This is a genomic window from Curtobacterium sp. AG1037 (assembly GCF_003349855.1).
Lineage (GTDB): Bacteria > Actinomycetota > Actinomycetes > Actinomycetales > Microbacteriaceae > Curtobacterium > Curtobacterium citreum.
Map to the genome: position 1 here is coordinate 81266 of NZ_QQAO01000002.1, position 19010 is coordinate 100275.

Sequence of the window (19010 nt, forward strand, 5' to 3'; positions counted from 1 at the left end):
CCGCGCCCGGGACGGCCGCGCGCGGCCGGCGCCACCCGCGGCCGTGCGCTCGCAGGTGCGGGCGGGCAGGGTGGGTCGATGCAGCAGCAGCGAGACCACGAGGAGCCGGAGGGCACCGCCGACGCCGTCGCGCGTCGTGTCGTCGACGCCGAGCGCGCCGCCGCCCCGCGGGACCGGCACGTCGGTGACGTCGACCTGACCTCGTGGCGGTCCCGCGCCGGGCACGCCGTCGCCGAGGCCTGGGCGGCGCTCGGCCGACGGTACGGGGCGCTGCCGCTCCTGGTCCTGACGCTCCTGGTCGGCATCGGGATCGCGGTCACGGCGACCTGGGCGGCGTCCGAGGTCTACGACGCCGTCCGCGAGCACGACGACGTCGCCGTGCTCGACCGTCCGGTGCTCGACTGGATGCTCACGATGCGCTCCCCGACGGCCGACCGGCTCGTCACGTGGTGGACCGACATCGCCGGCACGGTCGGGATGCCGATCGTCGCCGTGCTGTTCCTGGTCGGCTTCACGGTCCAGCGGCGCGCCTGGACGCCGCTCGTGCTGCTCGTCGCGGCGAGCGGCGGATCGCTCCTCATGACCATCGCGGGCAAGGACCTGATCGGCCGGGCCCGTCCGCCGCTCGCCGACGCGGTGCCGCCGTACGAGCACTCGCCCTCGTTCCCGTCCGGTCACACGCTCAACGCCACCGTGGTCGTCGGCACGATCGTGTACCTGCTCATCCTGCGCCAGACCCGCACCGTGACCCGGGTGTGGACGATCGTCGTCGGCACCCTCTTCGTGCTGTCGATCGGCGTCTCGCGGGTCTTCCTCGGCCACCACTGGACCACCGACGTCCTGGCGGCGTGGGCCCTCGGAGCGGCCTGGCTGGCGATCGTGATCACCGCCCACCGGCTGTACCTGACGGCCCTGCGCCGCGGTGCCGACCCGGTCCGCGGGTCGTCCCCGGTCAGGTCGTCACGGTAGGTTCCGGGGCATGGCAGAACGGGTCTTCGGCGGTCGGTACCGCGTCACCGGGACGCTCGGACACGGTGGCATGGCCTCCGTCTACCGGGCGGTGGACGAGCAGCTCGGCCGCGAGGTGGCGGTCAAGGTCTTCCGCATCGGTGCCGTCGACCACGGGGAGCGCGCCCGCGCCGAGGCCGAGATCCACACGCTCGCGGCGCTCCGCAGCCCCGCGCTCGTCACGCTCTACGACGCGGCGCTCGACGACGACGAGGGCGACTCCTACCTGGTGATGGAGCTCGTCCCCGGGAGCGACCTCGCCACCCGTCTGCACGAGGGCGTGCTCGACCCGGCGACCACCGCGCGCCTCGGTGCGCAGGTCGCCGACGGGCTCGCGGCGGTCCACGCGCAGGGCATCGTGCACCGCGACGTGAAGCCCGCGAACGTCCTGCTCGAGAGCGACGGCGAGCACGTGAAGCTCGCCGACTTCGGGATCGCCCTGCTCCGTGACGCCGCCCGGGTGACCGGCACCGGCACCGTGATGGGCACCGCCGCGTACATCTCGCCGGAGCAGGTCACGGGGCACGAGGTCACCGGCAAGGCGGACGTCTACGCGCTCGGCCTCGTGCTGCTCGAGTGCTTGACCGGGAAGCGGCCGTTCCCCGGCAGCGCGGTGGAGTCGGCGACCGCGCGGCTCGCCCGTGGCCCGGAGATCGACCAGCACCTGCCGACCGCCTGGCGGACCCTGCTGCACGTGATGACGGCGCAGGACCCCGCCGACCGTCCGAGCGCCGCCGAGGCCGCGCAGCGACTCCGCGCCCTGGGCCGGGACGACGCCGCGCCCGCCACGCAGCTGCTGCCCGCCGGACCCGGGACGATGACCCGTGCGGCCGGTGGCGCAGCGGGGGCGGCCGCGGGTGCCGCCGGTGCCTTCCTCGGCGCCGGGGCCCCGGACGCAGCGCACGGCGACCAGGCGACGCAGGCGATGCCGACGGCCGGTGCGGACGCGCCCACGCAGGCGTACGACCGGACGGCCGTGCTCGGGCAGCCCGGTCGCGCAGCGGGGCAGGACGACGTCGCGACGACCATGCTCGGTGCGCAGCGGGGCGGTGCGGGTGCCGGTGCGGCCGGTGCCGCGGCCGGAGCGGCAGGCGGTGCTGCGGCAGGCGGGGCCGCTCGACGGACGGACGACGACGGGCGACGCCGTCGCGGGCCGGTCATCGCGGCGGTGGTCATCGGCATCCTGGTGCTCGCCGGCATCGTCGTCGCGGCCGTCGCCCTGGGCGGCGGCGCGAGCACGCCGGCGCCGACGGAGTCCGGCCAGCCGACCCAGCAGTCGAGCGAACCGGCCGAGGAACCGAGCAGCGAGCCGTCGCAGGAGCAGTCCAGCGAGCCGGAAGAGCAGCCGAGCCAGCCCCAGGAGCAGCCGAGCGAGCCCGAGCAGCAGCCGAGCTCGCCGGCGGACGACCCGACCGTCGGACCCCAGCCGGGCGGGCCCGCCTCGAACCCGGTCCAGTCCCCGCAGGGCGGTACCGATCAGGGCAACGCCGGCCCCGGCAGCAACAGCGGGCCGGGGAACGACAACGGCAAGGGCAAGGACAAGAAGGACCCGGCCGACACGACGGTCGGCGAGACCCTGCCGACCACGCCGACCGTCGGCTGACGGCGGCTGCGCAGGGGTTTCGTCGACACCCTGGAGGAAATAGGGTCGTCGGGTGCGTGAACTGCGACGGAGCGGTGGCCCGACGACGGCGGTGGCGGCCCGGGACGGGGTCGGTTGGGACTCGGCCGAGGCCTGGCTGCTCGAACGCCCGGCGGGGGAGACGACGGTCGAGGGGGTCCTGCCCGGCTTCGCCGGACGGACGATCGCACCCGGAGACGAGCTGTCGTGGGTCTGGTTCCCCGAGCGCACCCTGCCGGCCGGTCACGACGAACCCGACGAGGCGGACCTCGCGCACTTCTGGGACGCGACGGCCGCCGGCCTCGACGTCGTCCTGACCGACGGCCGACGGCTGAGCGACACCGCCCACGACCAGTACGGCGCCGGCCTGACGCCCGCGGCCCAGGCAGCGGCGAAGACGCAGTGGGTCGACCAGTGGAACCGTCGCGCGGTCGACCTCACGCCGTTCGCGGGTGCCGTCGTGGACCGCCTGGAGGCACGGCTCGGCGCCGCCGGACCGGCTGCGGACGACGACGGGGAGCGCCCGGCGCTGCGCGGCTGGTTCGACGCGGTCCGGATCGGACCGGCGCGCCCGGAGCCGGCACGGCCGATCGACCACGTCCGCACGACCCGCGGCAGCCAGTCGTCGTCGCGGTCCTCGCGCGGCAACACCGCACCGGTCGTCGGGGTGCCGCACGGCGGGGTGCTCGGCCTGCCGATGACCGACGCGTCGAGCAGCCACTGGCCGTACGCGTACCAGGAGCACGCCCGGACGGAGCCGGACGGCCGCGTCCGGTCCGCGCTGCAGGGCTTCGCCACGAGCCACCTGCCGTCGCCGTGGATGGCCGACCGCGGGGTGTTCCAGCTCATGCCGTCCCCGCTCGACGAGCCGGACGTCGACCGGACCGCCCGGGCGCTGGGCTTCGACCACGACGACGAGCAGGACGGGCCGCACCGCTACCGCGTCGCCCTCGACCAGGGCGTCACCGCGACGATGACCGCGGGGGAGTTCGCCCTGGGGTTCCGGTTCACCGGCACCCGGGCCGTCGTCCTCGACCACCACGGCCGCGTCGACGACGTCTCCGTGACGATCGACGACGGCACGGCAGTGGTGGAGTGCCTGCTCGACGACCGACCCGGCACCCCGCCGCACCACCTGCACGTCCGGATCGCCGGAGCCACCGCGGACCGCACGGTCGTCCGGGACGGCATGCTCCGCGGCTGGGTGCAGGTCGACGGCGCCGCCGCGGGGCACACCGACGTGGCGCTCGGCATCTCGACGGTCTCGATCGAGGACGCCCGCGCGAACGCCCGTGCCGCCGGGGACGTCGACACGATGTGCGCGCGGGCCGAGGACGCCTGGACCGCCGCCCTCGGCACGCTCGAGGTCGAGGGAGCGACACCGGACCAGCTCGTCTCGCTGTACTCCGGCCTGTACCGGCTCTTCCTGTTCCCGCTCACCGCGGGGGAGACCGCACGAGACGGCGTCCCGCGGTACCGCTCCCCGTACGGCGACGTCCTCGCCGAGCCGATCCGCGACGCCCCGGGCCCCGAGGTCGTCGAGGGCACCCTCAGCACCACGAACGGGTTCTGGGACACCTACCGGACCGCCTGGCCGCTCCTCGCGCTCCTCACCCCGGACCGGGCGGGTGCGCTCGCCGAGGGGGTCGTCGGCCACTTCCGGGACGGCGGGTGGACGCCGCGGTGGAGTGCCCCCGGCGCCGAGGACTGCATGACCGGCACCACGAGCGACACGGTCTTCGCGGACCTCGCCGTGAAGGGCGTCACCGGCTTCGACCTGGCGACCGCCTACCGGAGCGCGCTGCGGAACGCGACCGTCCCGGCACGGGACGAGCGCGTCGGGCGGAAGGGGATCCTCCCGGCCGTGTTCCGCGGCCACGTCGACACGGCGACGCACGAGGGCATGAGCTGGACCCTCGACGCGGCGATCAACGACTGGGGTCTCGCGGTGATGGCGGGCCTGCTCGCATCGCGGGCGACGACCGCGGACGACCTGGCCCGGTACGAGGCCGAGGCGGAGTGGTTCGCGCGCCGCTCGCTGCAGTACCGGAACGTGTTCGACGCCGAGCGCGGGTTCTTCGTCGGCCGCGACCCCGACGGCTCGTGGCGGGTGGGGACGGGGTTCGACCCGCGCGACTGGGGCGACGACCACACCGAGACCAACGCCTACGGAACGGCGTTCACCGCACCCCACGACCCGGCGGGCGTCGTCGACCTGCACGGCGGCCCCGAGCGCTTCGACGCGGCGATCGACCGGTTCTTCGCGACCCCGGAGACCGGCGCGACCGTGCACTCGGGGTCCTACGGCTTCGCGATCCACGAGATGACCGAGGCGCGCGACGTCCGGATGGGCATGCTCGGGCTGTCGAACCAGCCGGCGCACCACATCCCGTTCTTCCCGATGGCCACCGGGCGCCACGACCTGGCGCACCGCGTCGTCCGGGAGTGCCTGGAGCGGCTGTTCGTCGGGTCGGACCTCGGGCAGGGGTACCCGGGCGACGAGGACAACGGCGAGATGAGCGCCTGGTACGTCCTCGCGACGATCGGGCTGTACCCGCTCACGCCGTCGACCGGGGCGTACGTGCTCGTGCCGCCGTCGGTCCGGCGGACGGTGCTGCGGCCCGCCGGTGGGGCGTCGGGTGGATCGCCGACGGTGATCGAGGTCACGGGTGACTCGTCGGGTCCGTACGTCGCGTCGGTGACGGTCGACGGCGAACCGTGGACGTCCGTGAGCATCCCGCACGCGGTCGTGGTCGGGGCGTCGCGGATCGTGTTCACGCTGTCCGACGAGCCCGCCGGGTGGGCGGCGGACACCCGGCCCCTGTCCGCGTCCGAGGTGCACGGGTACCGGGACGTGCCGTGGGACCTGCTGCCCGGCGGCGTGACCGGGGCTGCTGCCGCGTTGGCGGACGACACCGGGCGGACCGTGACGGCGCTCGCCGCAGGGTCCGGGGTCGCGTTCGCGGTGCCGGAGGTGCCCGCGTCGCTGTACACCGTCACGGTGGCGGAGCCGGGGTCGTACTCGTGGGACGTGTCGCTCGGCGAGGCCCGGGCGTCGGTGCGGGACGCCGCGTTCGCGTGGCCGGGGCAGACCCGGGTGTTCCGGTTGCAGGGCGTCGGCACGTCGTTCCGGTTCACCGCGGTGACCGACCTGCGCCTGACGCAGCTCGAGCTCGTCGCGGCGGACGGACAGCGTTGACGCGCCGTCCACCCGCCCGGAGCATGCTGCGACCATGTCGATGAGTGCACCGTTCGATCCGGAACAGCCAGGCGCCGACCTCCCCGTGGACGGTTCGGACGCGACCGAACTCGAGGTGGAGGAGGACCGCGGGGCCGACGTCGGTCCGGACGCGGCCGATCCCACCCGCGGGCCGGTCGACCACCACGAGGAGGACGAGGCCGGCGGCGGCCCGGTGTTCCGATGCCCGCAGGCGGGTGAGCGGCTGCACCCCGACGACCTCTGAGTCCCCACCGCGTGCTCCCCGCGGATTGCCAAGCGCGGCGGGCATGCTCTCCGGCATGTCGATTGCGAACTCGTTCGACCCGTCGCAGGGTCGCGCGATCCCCGAGGATCAGGTGGACGAGGACGGGCTGGAGCTCGACGCCGAGACGGCGGCCGCGCTCGGGATCTCGTTCGACGTGGTCGGTGGTGCGTCCGCCGACCCGACCCGGGTGTCACCCGTGGACGTCGCCGTGCCGAGCGCGCCCCGCGACGCGGACTGAGCCGGGCGCGGGGGCCCCGGCCGCCGGGTGGTTCGGCGTGCTCCCGCACAACCGGGAGCACGCCGCGCCACGGGATTCCGCGGTTCGGCGTGCTCCCGGTTGTGCCGAGCGCCGCCGACGCCCGGGCGCGCTCAGGGGATGGTGTGGCCCGCGGCGGTGAAGATCCGGTACCACTCCTCGCGGGAGAGCACGACGTCCGACCCGGCAGCGGCCTCCCGGACGCGCTGCGGGTTCGTCGTGCCGAGCACCACCTGGAAGTGCGCGGGATGTCGGGTGATCCAGGCCACGGCGATGCCCGTCGGGGTCACCCCGTGTGCGGCCGCGACCTCGTCGAGCACGTCGTTCAGCTCGGCGTACTGCTCCCGGTCGCCCAGGAACACGCCGTCGAAGAACCCCTTCTGGAACGGCGACCAGGCCTGCAGGGTCACGCCGGTCATCCGTGCGTGGTTCAGGATGTCGTTGTCCCGGTCGATGGACTGGTCGAGGCCGCCCATGTTGGCCGCGACCCCCTGCGCGATGACGTTCGCGTGCGTGATGCTCAGCTGCACCTGGTTGAACGCCAGCGGCTGCCGGACGTGCTGGCGGAGCAGGTCGACCTGACCGGGCGTGTGGTTCGAGACGCCGAAGTGGTGCACCTTGCCGGCGGCGTGCAGCTCGTCGAAGGCGCGGGCGACCTCCTCCGGCTCGACCAGGGCGTCGGGCCGGTGCAGCAGCAGGACGTCGACGTAGTCCGTCCGCAGGGCCTCGAGCGACTCGTGCACCGACTCGATGACGTGCTCGTACGAGAAGTCGAAGTACCCCTGCCGGATGCCGACCTTGGTCTGCAGCTGGATCGCCTCGCGCTCCGAGGACGACAGCGTGACGGCCTCGCCGAAGCGGGCCTCGCACCCGTGCCAGCCGCCGTAGATCGCGGCGTGGTCGAACATCGTGACGCCCCCGTCCCGCGAGGCGGCGTACAGCGACCGGATGTCCTCGTCGCTCATGTCGTTGATCCGCATGAGCCCGACGACGACGTCGGACGCGGTGAGGTCGGTCTGTGGCAACTCCAGTGTCTTCACGTGCTCGATCCTGCCAGCCGACCCGCTCCGCAGGCAGGCCCTGCGGGTGCCCGTCGGCGAGGCCGGTCGCGTCCGACGCGACCAGGCGACGGACGGGAGGCGCGTGCCGGGCCGGCACCGTGCCTCCCGTCCGGTGGGGGTGCGGCCCGTCAGCGCGCGCCGACGCGCGCCGGCGTGAGCAGCTCCAGGAACGCGAGGTCGTCCGCGACCTTCGCGATGAGCGCGTGGTCGAGCGACGGGATCGTCGGGGAGCCGAGCGGCCGGACCCGGCGGACCGCGGCGGCGAAGCCCTCGGCGGGGATCGCGGAGCCGGCGTGCGGTGCCTCCGGGACGGCGAACGCGTGCATCAGCGGCAGCACCGATCGGGCGCGGTCCTCGTCCGGCAGGGCCGCCAGGGCCTCCCGGAACCGCGTGACCCACTCGGCGTGGTCCGCGATCCGCTCGACCGCGTGCCCGTCCTCGACCAGCCAGTCGACGAACGTGTCGAGCGAGACGCCGTCGTCGTGCGGGTTCACGACGTTGTAGGTGTGGTGGCCCGAGGTGACCGCCGCGCCGATCGAGTCGATCGCGGCGGCCGTGAAGTCCGCTGGCAGCCCGTCGTAGTGCGACCGCTGCCGTGAGCCGTCCGGTGCGGGCTGCACGAACGACGCCGGCGCGAGGCCCGTCGCGAGCACGCTCCAGACCAGCCGCGTGAACACGTCGGGCAGGTTCACCTGGCCGCGCCAGCGGGGGTGCGCCAGGACCATGTCGGAGCGGAACACGGCGACGGGGACGCCGTGGTGCTCGTGCGCCTCGCGGAGCAGCACCTCGCTCGCCCACTTGCTCGCGCCGTAGCCGTTCGCGTACTCGTCCGCGACCGTCCACTCCGGGATCGTCGTGCGGATGTCCGCCCGTTCGTCGAGCGCGGCCGGGGCGTCGGGTGCGACGTCCTCGGTGGTGCTCGGTCGGGCACCGCCGGCGACGGCGACGCTCGACACGAACGTGACCGGGACGCTCCCGGCGGCGATCGCGAGGCGCAGGACCTCGGCGGTGCCGACCACGTTCGGGCCGAACAGCGCGGAGTACGGCAGCACGTGGTTCACGAGGGCCGCGGCGTGCGCGACGAGGTCCACGCGGGCGGCGAGGTCCCGCCACCGGGCCTCGTCGAGGCCGAGCAGGTGCTCGCTGACGTCACCGGCGACCACCTCGAGCGCGCCGTCGAGCTCGCCGAGCCGCGCGACGAAGGCGGGGTCGGCGGCGAACGCGGCCTCGAGGCGACGTCGGGCGTCCGCGTCGTCGGCACCGCGCACCAGGCAGACCAGGGTGCCGCCGACGGGGGCGAGCCGCTCGAGCCAGTCGATGACCGTGAAGCGTCCGAGGTAGCCGTTGCCGCCGGTGAGCAGGACGGTGCGGGGCCCCGCGTCGGTCCCGGCGTCAGCTGCCCGGTCCGCTGCCGGGTCCGCTGCTGCCCGGCTCGCCGTGGGCCGCCCGACCGGTTCGGGGACGGTGCCGAGCAGCCGGTCGAGGCGCAGGTCCGCCGCGCGCAGCACCGTCGGGTCGGCGCCGTGCACGCGGGCGAGGGTCGGTCGGTCGTCCGCGGCGGACCGCTCGACGAACGCGGCGACGGCGGCGAGGTCGTTCGTCGGGTCGGTGATCACGCCGACGGGGACCTCGGCGTCGAACACGTCCTCGAGGATCCCCGAGAAGGTCAGGGCGGAGAGCGAGTCGCCGCCGAGGTCCGAGAAGCGTGCGGCCGCGGCGGTCTCGGGGGACACCTCGGCGTGCAGGAACTCCTGCGCCGCGCGGACCACGGTGTCGACGACCGGCTCGTCGGCCACGTGCGCGCGGAGGGCCGCGACGAGGGTGCCGCTCTGCTGCGCGTCGACGGCGTCGTACACCGCGGCGAAGCGCTCGCCGTAGCGCTCGGTGAAGCGCGGGCGCAGGAGCTTCCGGGCGTCGGAGAGCATGCCGTTCTCGACCGTGAAGGGGTCCGGCTCGACGATCACGCCGCGGGGCACCTCGTACGGGGCGAGTCCGTGCTCCCGCGCGGTGCGCTGCAGGGCGGCGAGGACGTCGCGCTCGGTCGCCGCCGGGTCGGTGGGGACGACCACGGCGAGCAGGAACGCGTGCCGGCTGTCCCCGTGCAGGGCGACCTGGCGGACCTCGGGAGTGCCGCCGTAGGTCGCCTCGAGCGCGGCGACGGCGACGAACTCGCCCTGCGAGAGCTTGATCACGTTGTTCCGGCGGTCGAGGTACGCGTACGTGTCCGGCCCGGTCTGCGCCATCACGTCGCCGGTGCGGTAGAAGCCGTCCTCGTCGAAGACCGCGGCGGTGACGTCCGGGCGGCGGAAGTACCCGGGGATCACGGCCGTGCTCTTCACGAGCAGCTCGCCGCGCGGGTGGGGTCGGTCGGTGGTCCGGTAGCCGAGCTCGGGGACGTCGACGAGCTTGTGCTCGGTGACCGGCGGCTGCTGGACGACCCCGTCGCGCAGGATGCTGCCGGCCTCGGTCGAGCCGTAGAGGTCGTGCAGGGTCGTCCCGAGGCAGTCCTCGACGTACGCGCGGAGCTCGGGGGTCAGGGGTGCGCTCGCGCAGATCGCCTGCCGGATCCGTCCGCCGAGCGCTCGGACGCGCAGGTCGGCCTGCACGGCGGCGCGGACGGCGGCCGGGTCGGTCGCGTCCGCATCCGCCCCTGCCCCGGCCAGGCGGCGCTGTTCCTCGCGCTCGCCCTCCTGTCGGATCATCTCGGCCACGCGGGGCACGAGGACGAGCTCGGTCGGGGCGTACACCCGGAGGTCCTCGAACAGCGTCGACAGGTCGGTCGACGTCGCGAGCGCCAGGGTCCCGCCGCGGCCGAGCGTGGCGAGCACGGCGGCGCGTCCGGTGAGGTGGCTCATCGGCAGGTAGGCGTACCCGACGACGTCGGCGGCCGGGGCGGCGGTGGTGTCCGGGGCGGTGCGGTCGCTGCGGTCGGGGCGCAGCGCGTGCCACAGCCGTTCGACCATGGCCCGCGTGTACATCGCGCCCTTGGGGGTGCCGGTGCTCCCGGACGTGTAGAGCAGGAGCGCGAGCGGGTCCTCGCCCGCGGCGGGGTGCCACGGCGTCGGGCGGGACAGGTCGGTGCCCCGGCCGACGAGCGCGCCGAGCGTGGGCAGGCCTTGGTCCCCGTCCTCGTCGCCGGCGTCCAGCAGCACGGTGCGCGCCGCGGCGTCCGACGTCGCGAGCACCGCCCGGGCCGTCGGCAGGTGCTCGGCCGCGACGCCGAGCCACACCGGCTCGGTCTCGTCGACGATCGCCCGGAGCGCCGACACCGGCGCGCTGGTCTGCAGCGGCACGGTCACCGCGCCGAGGATCCAGGCCGCGAGCTCGAGCGTCACGACGTCGGCGGTCGCGGCGCCGAGCACCGCGACCCGGTCGCCCGCCGAGACGGTCTCGCCCAGGACGGCCGCGACCGATCCGGCGCGGTCCCAGAGCTCCCGGAAGCTCGTGTCGGTGACGGTCGTGCCGTCCCGGTGCCGCAGTGCGGTGTGGTCCGCGTGCTGCGCGAACACCGCCTCGACCGACGTGTCGTCGTGGTGTTGGTCCATCGTTCGTCCCTTCGTCGTTCCTCGGGCGCGCCCCTGCGCGCCCGTCTCAGCGCTCGTGGAGCGCCGCCCCCGCCAGCGCCGCCCCCGCCAGTGCCGTCCCCCGATCAACCGCCCAGTGCCCCGTCGCGGTGAACGCCGGCCCCCGGCGCTCGGTCGCGGTGAAGCTGCCGTCCCGGTGCAGCTCGACGGTCGCGCCGTCGATGCCGAACCAGCCGCCGTGCGCCGCGGTCCGCGCCTTCGCGACCGCCTCGGACGCGGCGAGCAGCACGCTGTCCGGACTCTCAACCCCGATCCGGCGCAGCGCGCGCAGACCGGCCGTGACGGGCGTGCTGTCCAGGTCCGCGATGCGTGCGAGGACCCCCGTGGGCAGCGGTGCCGCCGGGGTCGCGTCGATGCCGACGCCGGCGTGCTCGTCGCGGCGTCCGACGGCGCACGCGCGGAGTCCGGTGCAGTGCGTGATGGTGCCGACGACCCCCTCGGGCCAGACGGGCGCGCCGTCCCGCGCGACCGGCAGGGACCCCGCGCCGATCCCGGTCGCCGCCAGGGCGCGGCGGGCGAGCAGCCGTCCGGTCAGGAACTCCGCTCGGCGGGCGGGCAGTGCTCCTGCGACCGCGGCCGCCTCGTCGTCGGCGAGGGCCCCCTCGAGGTCATGCGTCGCGGTCGCGACGACCACCGAGGCGGGCAGGAGCGCCGACCAGGGGGACCTCCGTCGAAGTTGCACATTGCAATCAGACGCCGGCTCCCTCGGAGTCCCCCGAACAGGGCACGTCTCTGAGGCCCGTCTGAGCGCGGGGATGGCCTCGCCGTCGCCACGCGGCGATGCCACCGCGGCACCCGCCTCCGAGCGAACGACGAGAACGTCCTCCGTCCGCGGATAGCGGGTGCGTGAGCAATGCGATCGTCCTTCTCGGCGCCTTCGTCCTCGACCTCAGCGACCTGTGGGAAGCGCTCTCACCGTTCGAGCGGTTCCTGCTCGAACAACTCCGTGACGCGAGCCTCGCGTCTGTCGGGCTGGAGTGGCCTCCGTTCGTCTGACCTCGGTCAGGCGGGCAGCACCGCGACGACCGCGTGCCGGTCGCCCCACGCCGCGGTCAGGGTCTCGCCCTCGGGTACCGGGAGACCGACGACGCGGAGCACCACGAGGTCGCCGTGGTCGGTCCGCACCGTCGTCTCGGTGCCGTCGGTGTGCGCGGCGACCGTCGTCACCGTGGGCGAGACCGCTGCCGTGCCGCTGCCGTGCGCCGTCCCCTCCTTGTCGAGGTGTCCGGCGCCGTCGGCGCGCTCGAGCTCGGCCTCGTGGCCGCCCGTCGCGATCGCGCGCCGGACGACGTCGGCGTAGACCGGGTCGCCGGCGGCGTCGTACACCCAGCGGCGACCGAGCACGGAGTGGTCCATCTCGGTGACGAGGTGCGCCCGGGCGGCGTCGAGCGGCGCTCCGCGGTACGTCAGCGGGGTGTGCAGGAGCCGGCCGTCCGGGGTCTGCACGAGGAGCACCTCGACGCCGACCTCGCCCGCGGGGTCGTCGAAGCGGAAGCGCGTCACGACCTCGACGGGATCGCCCGCCGTCAGGCCGCTCCACGGCTGGGCCGGGAGCCAGGCGGCGAGGGCCTCGGCCTTGGACGGTCGGAGTGTCGCGCGGTGGATGACGGCCATGGACCGACGCTACCGAGCCGTCGCCTCAGTGCACCGAGAACCCGCCGTCGACGGCGATCGACTGTCCCGTGACGTAGGCGGACCCGGGCCCGGCGAGGAAGACCGCCGCGGCCGCGAAGTCCGAGGCCTCGCCGTTCCGGCCGACGAGCGTGCGGGCCGCGAGCGCGGCGACCCGTTCCGGATCGGCGGAGAGCCGTCGGTTCAGCGCGGTCTGCACGAAACCCGGCACCAGGACGTTGGCGGTGACCCCACGGCCCGACCAGGCCTCCGCCTGCGACCGGACCAGCGCCTCCAGGGCGGCCTTGGAGACCCCGTACGCGCCGCTCGCGGCGAACGGTCGGTGGGCCTGCTGCGAGCTGATGCCGATGATCCGGCCGTACCCGCGTGCCGCCATGCCCGGCGCGAGCCGCTGCCCGAGGACGAACGGTGCATCCAGGTTCACGGCCATCGTCGCGTCCCAGGTGGCCTCGTCGAGCTCCGGCATCGGCGGGCGCAGGTTGATCCCCGCCGAGTTGACCAGGACGTCGACCTCACCGACGGCATCGGCCAGGGCGTGGGCGCCGCCCCGGGTCGACAGGTCCGCGACGAGACCCGTGGCGGATCCGCCCGCGTGCTCGATCGCGGCGACGGTCTCGTCGATGGTGGAGCGTGTCCGGGCTGCGACCACCACGTGCGCCCCGGCGTCCGCCAGTGCCTCCGCGATCGCCCGCCCGATGCCGGAGCTCCCGCCGGTCACCAGGGTGCGACGTCCGTCCAGACCGAAGAGCTGCTCGAGCGACATCGGGCCAGGGTAGCGAGGCTGCGTACGCTGTGGGGGTGCGCGACGACCTGCTCCCCGTGCTCGCCTGCCCCGTCTGCGCCGAGCCGCTCGCCCGCGTCGCCGACGGCTCGGTGGGGTGCACGACCGGACACCGGTACGACGAGGCGAAGCAGGGCCACCTGACGCTGCTGCCCGCGAAGCGCCGCGCACTGACCGCGGACACGCCCGCGATGGTCGACGCCCGGCTGCGCTTCCTCGGCCGCGGGCACTACGCCCCGGTGGAGCGGGCGCTCGCCGCGGTGGTCGCCGAGACGACGGCGCCCGGAGTCGTGCTCGACGTCGGGTCCGGGCCCGGCACGTACCTGGCCCACACCCTCGAGACCGGGGCCGCGGTCGACCGCCTCGGCGTCGCGCTGGACCTGTCCGCCGTGGCGATCCGTCGTGCCGCGCGCATCCACCCGCGGGCGGGAGCCGTCGTCGGGGACGTGACCGAGCGCCTCCCGGCCGTCGACGACGTGGCCGCGGTCGTGCTGGACGTCTTCGCGCCACGCAACCAGCGGGAGTACGCGCGGGTGGTGCACCCGGCGGGGGCCCTGGCGGTGGTGACCCCGCGGACCGGCCACCTGGCGGAGCTCGCCGAGGCGACGATCGCGGTGGACCCGGAGAAGGAGCGGCGGCTGCACGACTCGCTGACGCCGTCGTTCGTGCTGCGGAGCTCGGACGACCTGACGTGGACGATGGAGCTGACCGCGGAGGACGTGCACGACGTGGTGCACATGGGGCCGAGTCACCACCACGTGGACCCGGAGCGGACCTTCGGGTCGGCGACCGTCACGGCGGCGGTGACGGTGAGTACCTGGACGCCGGTGGGCTGAGGGCGCCGCGCGTCTGGTGCGGTGCCCGTGCGTTCGTGGAGCAGAAGACGTCGGGTCGCCCGGGACGGACCCGACGTCTCCTGCTCCATCGACGAGGCTGACGCGGCAGCGCTGACGCGGCAGCGCCGACGCACCCGCGCCGTGCCTCAGCCCTGCAGCGCCGCCACGTCCAGCTGCCACACGACCCCGAAGCGGTCGCGCAGCTGACCGGCGAGCGGCGCCCACGGCGACGGCCCGAGCGGCTGCCGCACCTCGGCGCCCTCGGACAGCCCGTCCCAGTACCGGGTGACCTCGTCCGCGTCGTCGCCGTGCACGAAGACGTAGAAGCCGTTCGTGCCCTGGTCGTACGGCTGGTCCGGCCAGACGTCGAACGCCATGATGCGGAAGCCGGCCTCGGTGGTGACCTGTCCGAAGACGATCCGGTCGGCCCAGGCCGGGTCCTGCGACGCGCCCATCTGGCCGTAGGTGGTCGCCTGCACGGTGCCGCCGAAGGCAGCCGCCCAGAAGTCGAGGGCCTCGAGGGCCTGTCCGTCGAAGTTGATGTGGGTCGTGATCTCGATGCTCATGGGACGAGGATGTCGGGCATTGCGGTCAGATCGTGACCGCTTCTCGGGGCATGATCGTGGACATGGCCGATCCGTCCTCGCGCATGCTCGCGCTGCTCTCCCTGCTGCAGGTGCACCGCGAGTGGCCGGGCGACGAACTCGCGACCCGACTGGCCGTCAGCCCGCGGACCCTGCGCCGCGACGTCGACCGGCTCCGCGACCTCGGCTACCGGGTCGAGGCCGTGCGCGGGCCGGCGGGCGGGTACCGCCTGGGCGCCGGGTCCGACCTGCCGCCGCTGCTCTTCGACGACGAGCAGGCCGTCGCGGTCGCCCTCGCCCTCGCCGTGGCGCCCGCGTCCGGCGCCGACATCGCCGAGGCCGCCGCCCGTGCGCTCACCACCGTCCGACAGGTCATGCCGGAGCACCTCCGGAACCGTGTGGACCTCGTCGACGCCGTCACCGCACCCGGCACGACGCGTGCGGACCCGGAGGTGCTGGTCGCCGTGAGCGCCGCCGTGCACCGCCACGAGGTCCTGCGCTTCGGCTACGGCGAGCGCGACACCCTGCACCGGGTCGAGCCGCACGCGGTCGTCGCGCGGAGTGGCCGCTGGTACCTGCTCGCGTGGGAGCCCGAGCGCGACGACTGGCGGACCTACCGCGTCGACCGGATCGCGCCGCGGATGCCGACCCGACTCCCGTTCACCCCGCGTCCGGTGCCGGGCGGGGACGCCGCCGCGTTCGTGTCGGCGCGGTTCCGGGGCTCGGACCGCGACGACGTCTGGCCGTGCACGGGTTCCGTGCTGGTGCGCGCCGAGGACGCGGCGCGGATCGCCCCGTTCCTGCCGGAGGACGCCGTCGTCGAGGCGCTCGGTGACGGCCGCAGCCGGGTCACCCGCGGGTCGTGGTCCTGGGACGGACTCGCGGGTGCGTTCGCCGCGTCCACCGTGCCCTTCCAGGTCGAGGGGCCGGACGCGCTCCGCGACGCGGTCGCCGCGCTCGCGGGTCGGCTGCAGGAGGCCGTCGGCGATCGACCCCCGTCAGTTCGTCCCTGATCGCCGAGGGCCGTTCCAAAGCGGTTCGCTGAGCCAGGCCGGGTCGGCACCGGTCGACCGGACGTCGATGCCGTCGATCTGCGGGAAGTCAGCCAGCAGCGCCGCGGTGCGCCGCTGCCAGTCACCGTCGGACGGGACGGACTCGAGCAGGTGCGCGAGCACCGCGAGGACCTCGTAGACCCCGAACCGCTTGGGTGCGGCTCCGGATCCGAGGTGCGCGAGTGTGGGGACCTGCGTCGCATTCGGTCGTTTCGGTGCGGCGACGAGCTTGCGGTTGAACAGCCGGGCGTGGTGCGCCGCGACGTTCCGGACGTAGTTCACGGACGCGAGCCAGCTCCGCATCAGTTGCTTGGTCGGCACCGAGAACGCCGCCGCGACCTCGGTGGCGAGGTCGTTCCGGAGACCGCTGTACAGGCGGCACACCTGCCCCAGTTCGAGCAGCTCCACGACGACCCAGATCGGCATGTGGCCGTCGTACCGCTCGCGGAAGTGCGCGACGAACGACTCGTCCGACCGCGCGCATCGTTCGTCGAGCCGTTCCAGCCACCGCTGGTGTTCGCTGCGCGGGTCAGTGCCCGGACGTGGTGCGGTGAAGGCCGTGCTGAAGACCGACCGGTCTTCGTGCGCGAACGGTGCGACCCGGCCGAGGACGTGCGCCAGCCGGGTGCGGACCGCGACCTCCACCCGCTCCACCGCCTCGAGCACGAGCAGACGCAGGGCGCGGTCGAAGACGATCAGCGCACACGCGTCGTCGAAAGCCGCCGTCGGACGGAACCGCTCCTCGACGAGTGTCGCCGCGCGTCCGTGTTCGTCGGTCACACTGCGGGACACGCGGAACGGGTAGAGGTAGCCCGTCAGTCGGTAGTAGCCGACCTCGGCGAGGACGGCCGCCGCGCGGTCCGGGTCAGCGATCGAGAGCCCGCGTCCGCGCAGGGTCGCGATCTGGTCGTCGATCGACAACCACGGCTTCGTGTACGGCAGCTCGTCTCCCCCGGTACGAGAAAATCGGCCCGAGCCGTGAGGCGAGCGGGCCGATCATGATGCTGCAACGGTATCAGCGCGGCTCCACCTCGGCAACGGGGGGAACCACCGCGGCTCGCGCCGCGACGGGCGTTAGGGCGGCGCATGCGTCCGTCAGCAGGCCGTCAGGATCCCGTTAGGACCGACCTGGAGGCGCGTCACCGGATCCAGCATCGGTTCCGCACCACACGTGGTGCGGCCCGAACCGCCCGGCTCGGACCCCGCAGCAACCCTGGAGTCCCTCGTGTTCGACGTCTTCGTCGTCGCCGGTGTCCTCGCCGTGTTCGGCGTGGTGGCACTCATCGCCAAGGGGGTGGAGCGGCTGTGATCGTCGTCACCATCGCCGCAGCCGTCCTCGGCATCGCATCGGTCGTCTACCTGGTGTGGGCCCTGGTCCACCCGGAGCGCTTCTGATGGCGGGCTCCACGGTCGACACGTGGGCCGGCATCGCCCAGGTCGCGACCCTCGTCCTGCTCCTCGTCGTCGCCTACCGTCCGGTCGGCGACTGGATGGCGCACGTGTACACCCCGACGAAGCACACCCGCGTCGAGCGCGGGGTGTACCGGGTGATCGGGGTCGACCCCGACGCCGAGCAGTCCTGGCCCGCGTACCTGCGCGGCGTGCTGCTCTTCAGCGTCGTCGGGGTGTTCGTCGTCTACCTGCTGCAGCGCATCCAGGTCGTGCTGCCGGGCGACCTCGGGCTGCCGAACGTCGGGCCGTCGCTCGCCTTCAACACGGCGGCGTCCTTCGTCACGAACACGAACTGGCAGTCCTACTCACCCGAGGCCACCCTCGGCTTCTCGGTGCAGATGGCGGGCCTCGCGGTGCAGAACTTCCTGTCCGCAGCGGTCGGCCTCGCGGTCGCCGTCGCCCTGGTCCGCGGGTTCGCCCGCCGGAAGTCGGGCACGCTCGGCAACGTCTGGGTCGACGTGGTGCGCGGCACCGGTCGCCTGCTGCTGCCCGGCGCGTTCGTGTTCGCGATCGTGCTCATCGCGGGCGGCGTCGTGCAGTCCTGGGGTTCCGGGATCGACGTCACCACCCTCGCCGGAGGCACGCAGCACATCCCGGACGGCTTCGTCGCGTCGCAGGAGGCGATCAAGGAGCTCGGCACGAACGGTGGCGGCTACTTCAACGCGAACTCGGCGCACCCGTTCGAGAACCCGCAGGCGTGGACGAGCCTCGTCGAGGTCTTCCTCATGCTCGTCATCCCCTTCTCGCTGCCGCGCACCTTCGGGCGACTGGTGGGCGACGACCGCCAGGGCTACGCGATCCTCGCCGTGATGGGCGCGATCTTCCTCGTGTCGCTCTCGGTGATGTCGATCGCCGAGCTCGCCGGCGGCGGGACCGCGACCCAGGCGGCCGGTGCCGCGATGGAGGGCAAGGAGATGCGCTTCGGCATCCTCGGCACGACCCTCTTCGGGACGACCTCCACCGCCACGTCGACGGGCGCCGTGAACGGCATGTTCGACAGCTTCACGCCGATCGGCGGCATGATGGCGCTCCTCAACATGATGCTCGGCGAGATCAGCCCCGGCGGCGTGGGCTCCGGCCTGTACGGCATGCTCGTGCTCGCGGTCATCACGGTGTTCATCGGTGGGCTGCTCGTCGGACGCACCCCGGAGTACCTCGGCAAGAAGATCCGTGCCCGTGAGATGACCTTCGCGGCGCTCTACATCCTCGTCACGCCGACCCTGGCGCTGCTCGGCACCGGACTGTCCCTGGCGATCCCCGGCGTCCGTGAGCAGGTCCTCGGCACGAGCATCTTCAACCCGGGCAACCACGGCCTGTCCGAGCTGCTGTACGCCTTCACCTCGGGCGCGAACAACAACGGCTCGGCGTTCGGCGGCCTGACCGCGAACACGACGTGGATGAACTCCGCGCTCGGCGTCGTGATGCTGCTCGGTCGGTTCATCCCGATCGCGCTCGTCCTGGCGCTCGCCGGGTCGCTCGCCGCCCAGGACAAGGTGCCCGAGACCAGCGGCACGCTGCCGACCCACCGACCGCTGTTCGTCGGCCTGCTCGGCGCCGTCGCGGTGATCGTCACCGCCCTGACCTACTTCCCGGTCCTCGCCCTCGGACCGCTCGCAGAAGCACTCGCCCGATGAAAGCCCAGCCGATGTCCAAGGACA

General features: G+C 74.1%; 18 protein-coding genes. 11 read left to right on the plus strand and 7 right to left on the minus strand.

Annotation, left to right across the window (positions count from 1 at the left end):
- Positions 1–78 precede the first annotated feature (78 nt).
- From DEU32_RS02860 to DEU32_RS02880, 5 genes are read left to right on the plus strand one after another with little or no spacing between them, the layout of a single operon-like run.
- Positions 79–969 (plus strand): phosphatase PAP2 family protein, encoded by an 891-nt coding sequence (locus DEU32_RS02860; RefSeq protein WP_114849285.1) that lies wholly within the window; start codon positions 79–81, stop codon positions 967–969.
- A gap of 10 nt (positions 970–979) precedes the next feature.
- Positions 980–2611: a serine/threonine-protein kinase gene (locus tag DEU32_RS02865; RefSeq protein WP_114849286.1), complete on the plus strand. Its 1632-nt coding sequence runs from the start codon at positions 980–982 to the stop codon at positions 2609–2611.
- A gap of 52 nt (positions 2612–2663) precedes the next feature.
- Complete coding sequence (locus DEU32_RS02870) at positions 2664–5828, plus strand: GH92 family glycosyl hydrolase (protein ID WP_258554760.1); 3165 nt, start codon at positions 2664–2666, stop codon at positions 5826–5828.
- Positions 5829–5862: 34 nt separating this feature from the next.
- Entirely contained in the window at positions 5863–6093 is a 231-nt protein-coding gene (locus DEU32_RS02875; protein ID WP_147281398.1) for a hypothetical protein, read from the plus strand.
- Positions 6094–6148: 55 nt separating this feature from the next.
- Entirely contained in the window at positions 6149–6352 is a 204-nt protein-coding gene (locus DEU32_RS02880; RefSeq protein WP_141859439.1) for a hypothetical protein, read from the plus strand.
- A gap of 131 nt (positions 6353–6483) precedes the next feature.
- Here DEU32_RS02880 and DEU32_RS02885 read toward each other — a convergent pair whose 3' ends face one another.
- The 3 genes from DEU32_RS02885 to DEU32_RS02895 form a co-directional block, all read right to left on the minus strand.
- Positions 6484–7410 carry an aldo/keto reductase family oxidoreductase gene (locus DEU32_RS02885; protein ID WP_114849289.1) on the minus strand — a complete coding sequence of 309 codons (927 nt, stop codon included), beginning with the start codon at positions 7408–7410 and terminating at the stop codon, positions 6484–6486.
- A gap of 149 nt (positions 7411–7559) precedes the next feature.
- On the minus strand, positions 7560–10976 hold the full coding sequence (locus DEU32_RS02890; protein ID WP_114849290.1) for a thioester reductase domain-containing protein: 3417 nt from the start codon (positions 10974–10976) through the stop codon (positions 7560–7562).
- 46 nt (positions 10977–11022) lie between these two features.
- Positions 11023–11697, minus strand: coding sequence for a 4-phosphopantetheinyl transferase (locus DEU32_RS02895; protein WP_114849291.1), 675 nt, complete (start codon positions 11695–11697; stop codon positions 11023–11025).
- A gap of 164 nt (positions 11698–11861) precedes the next feature.
- On the opposite strand from DEU32_RS02895, the gene DEU32_RS17030 reads away from it, so the two are divergent.
- Positions 11862–12011, plus strand: coding sequence for a hypothetical protein (locus DEU32_RS17030; RefSeq protein ID WP_181819178.1), 150 nt, complete (start codon positions 11862–11864; stop codon positions 12009–12011).
- Between the two features lie 6 nt (positions 12012–12017).
- Here DEU32_RS17030 and DEU32_RS02900 read toward each other — a convergent pair whose 3' ends face one another.
- A complete protein-coding gene (locus DEU32_RS02900; RefSeq protein ID WP_114849292.1) occupies positions 12018–12629 on the minus strand; it encodes a CG0192-related protein in 612 nt (203 codons plus the stop codon).
- Between the two features lie 25 nt (positions 12630–12654).
- Positions 12655–13410, minus strand: coding sequence for an SDR family NAD(P)-dependent oxidoreductase (locus DEU32_RS02905; protein WP_114849293.1), 756 nt, complete (start codon positions 13408–13410; stop codon positions 12655–12657).
- Between the two features lie 35 nt (positions 13411–13445).
- Here DEU32_RS02905 and DEU32_RS02910 point away from each other — a divergent pair, with 35 nt between their 5' ends.
- Positions 13446–14264, plus strand: a complete 819-nt coding sequence (locus DEU32_RS02910; RefSeq protein WP_147281399.1) for a putative RNA methyltransferase — start codon at positions 13446–13448, stop codon at positions 14262–14264.
- A gap of 146 nt (positions 14265–14410) precedes the next feature.
- On the opposite strand, the gene DEU32_RS02915 is transcribed toward DEU32_RS02910, so the two are convergent.
- A complete protein-coding gene (locus DEU32_RS02915; RefSeq protein WP_114849295.1) occupies positions 14411–14830 on the minus strand; it encodes a VOC family protein in 420 nt (139 codons plus the stop codon).
- A 62-nt stretch (positions 14831–14892) separates the two neighbouring features.
- Here DEU32_RS02915 and DEU32_RS02920 point away from each other — a divergent pair, with 62 nt between their 5' ends.
- Positions 14893–15861, plus strand: a complete 969-nt coding sequence (locus tag DEU32_RS02920; protein ID WP_114849533.1) for a YafY family protein — start codon at positions 14893–14895, stop codon at positions 15859–15861.
- Here the strand turns inward: DEU32_RS02920 and DEU32_RS02925 are convergent.
- Complete coding sequence (locus DEU32_RS02925; RefSeq protein ID WP_167509949.1) at positions 15847–16821, minus strand: Abi family protein; 975 nt, start codon at positions 16819–16821, stop codon at positions 15847–15849. The genes DEU32_RS02920 and DEU32_RS02925 overlap by 15 nt on opposite strands.
- Before the next feature lie 250 nt (positions 16822–17071).
- On the opposite strand from DEU32_RS02925, the gene DEU32_RS17035 reads away from it, so the two are divergent.
- The 3 genes from DEU32_RS17035 to kdpA are packed head-to-tail and all read left to right on the plus strand — an operon-like array spanning position 17072 to position 18986.
- Entirely contained in the window at positions 17072–17209 is a 138-nt protein-coding gene (locus DEU32_RS17035; protein ID WP_167509948.1) for a hypothetical protein, read from the plus strand.
- On the plus strand, positions 17206–17295 hold the full coding sequence (locus DEU32_RS02930; RefSeq protein WP_058729515.1) for a potassium-transporting ATPase subunit F: 90 nt from the start codon (positions 17206–17208) through the stop codon (positions 17293–17295). Before DEU32_RS17035 ends, DEU32_RS02930 begins: the two co-directional genes overlap by 4 nt.
- The gene (gene kdpA / locus DEU32_RS02935; RefSeq protein WP_114849297.1) at positions 17295–18986 is read left to right on the plus strand and encodes a potassium-transporting ATPase subunit KdpA; all 1692 of its coding nucleotides are present in this window, start codon (positions 17295–17297) and stop codon (positions 18984–18986) included. The genes DEU32_RS02930 and kdpA overlap by 1 nt, the downstream gene beginning before the upstream one ends.
- Positions 18987–19010 lie beyond the last annotated feature (24 nt).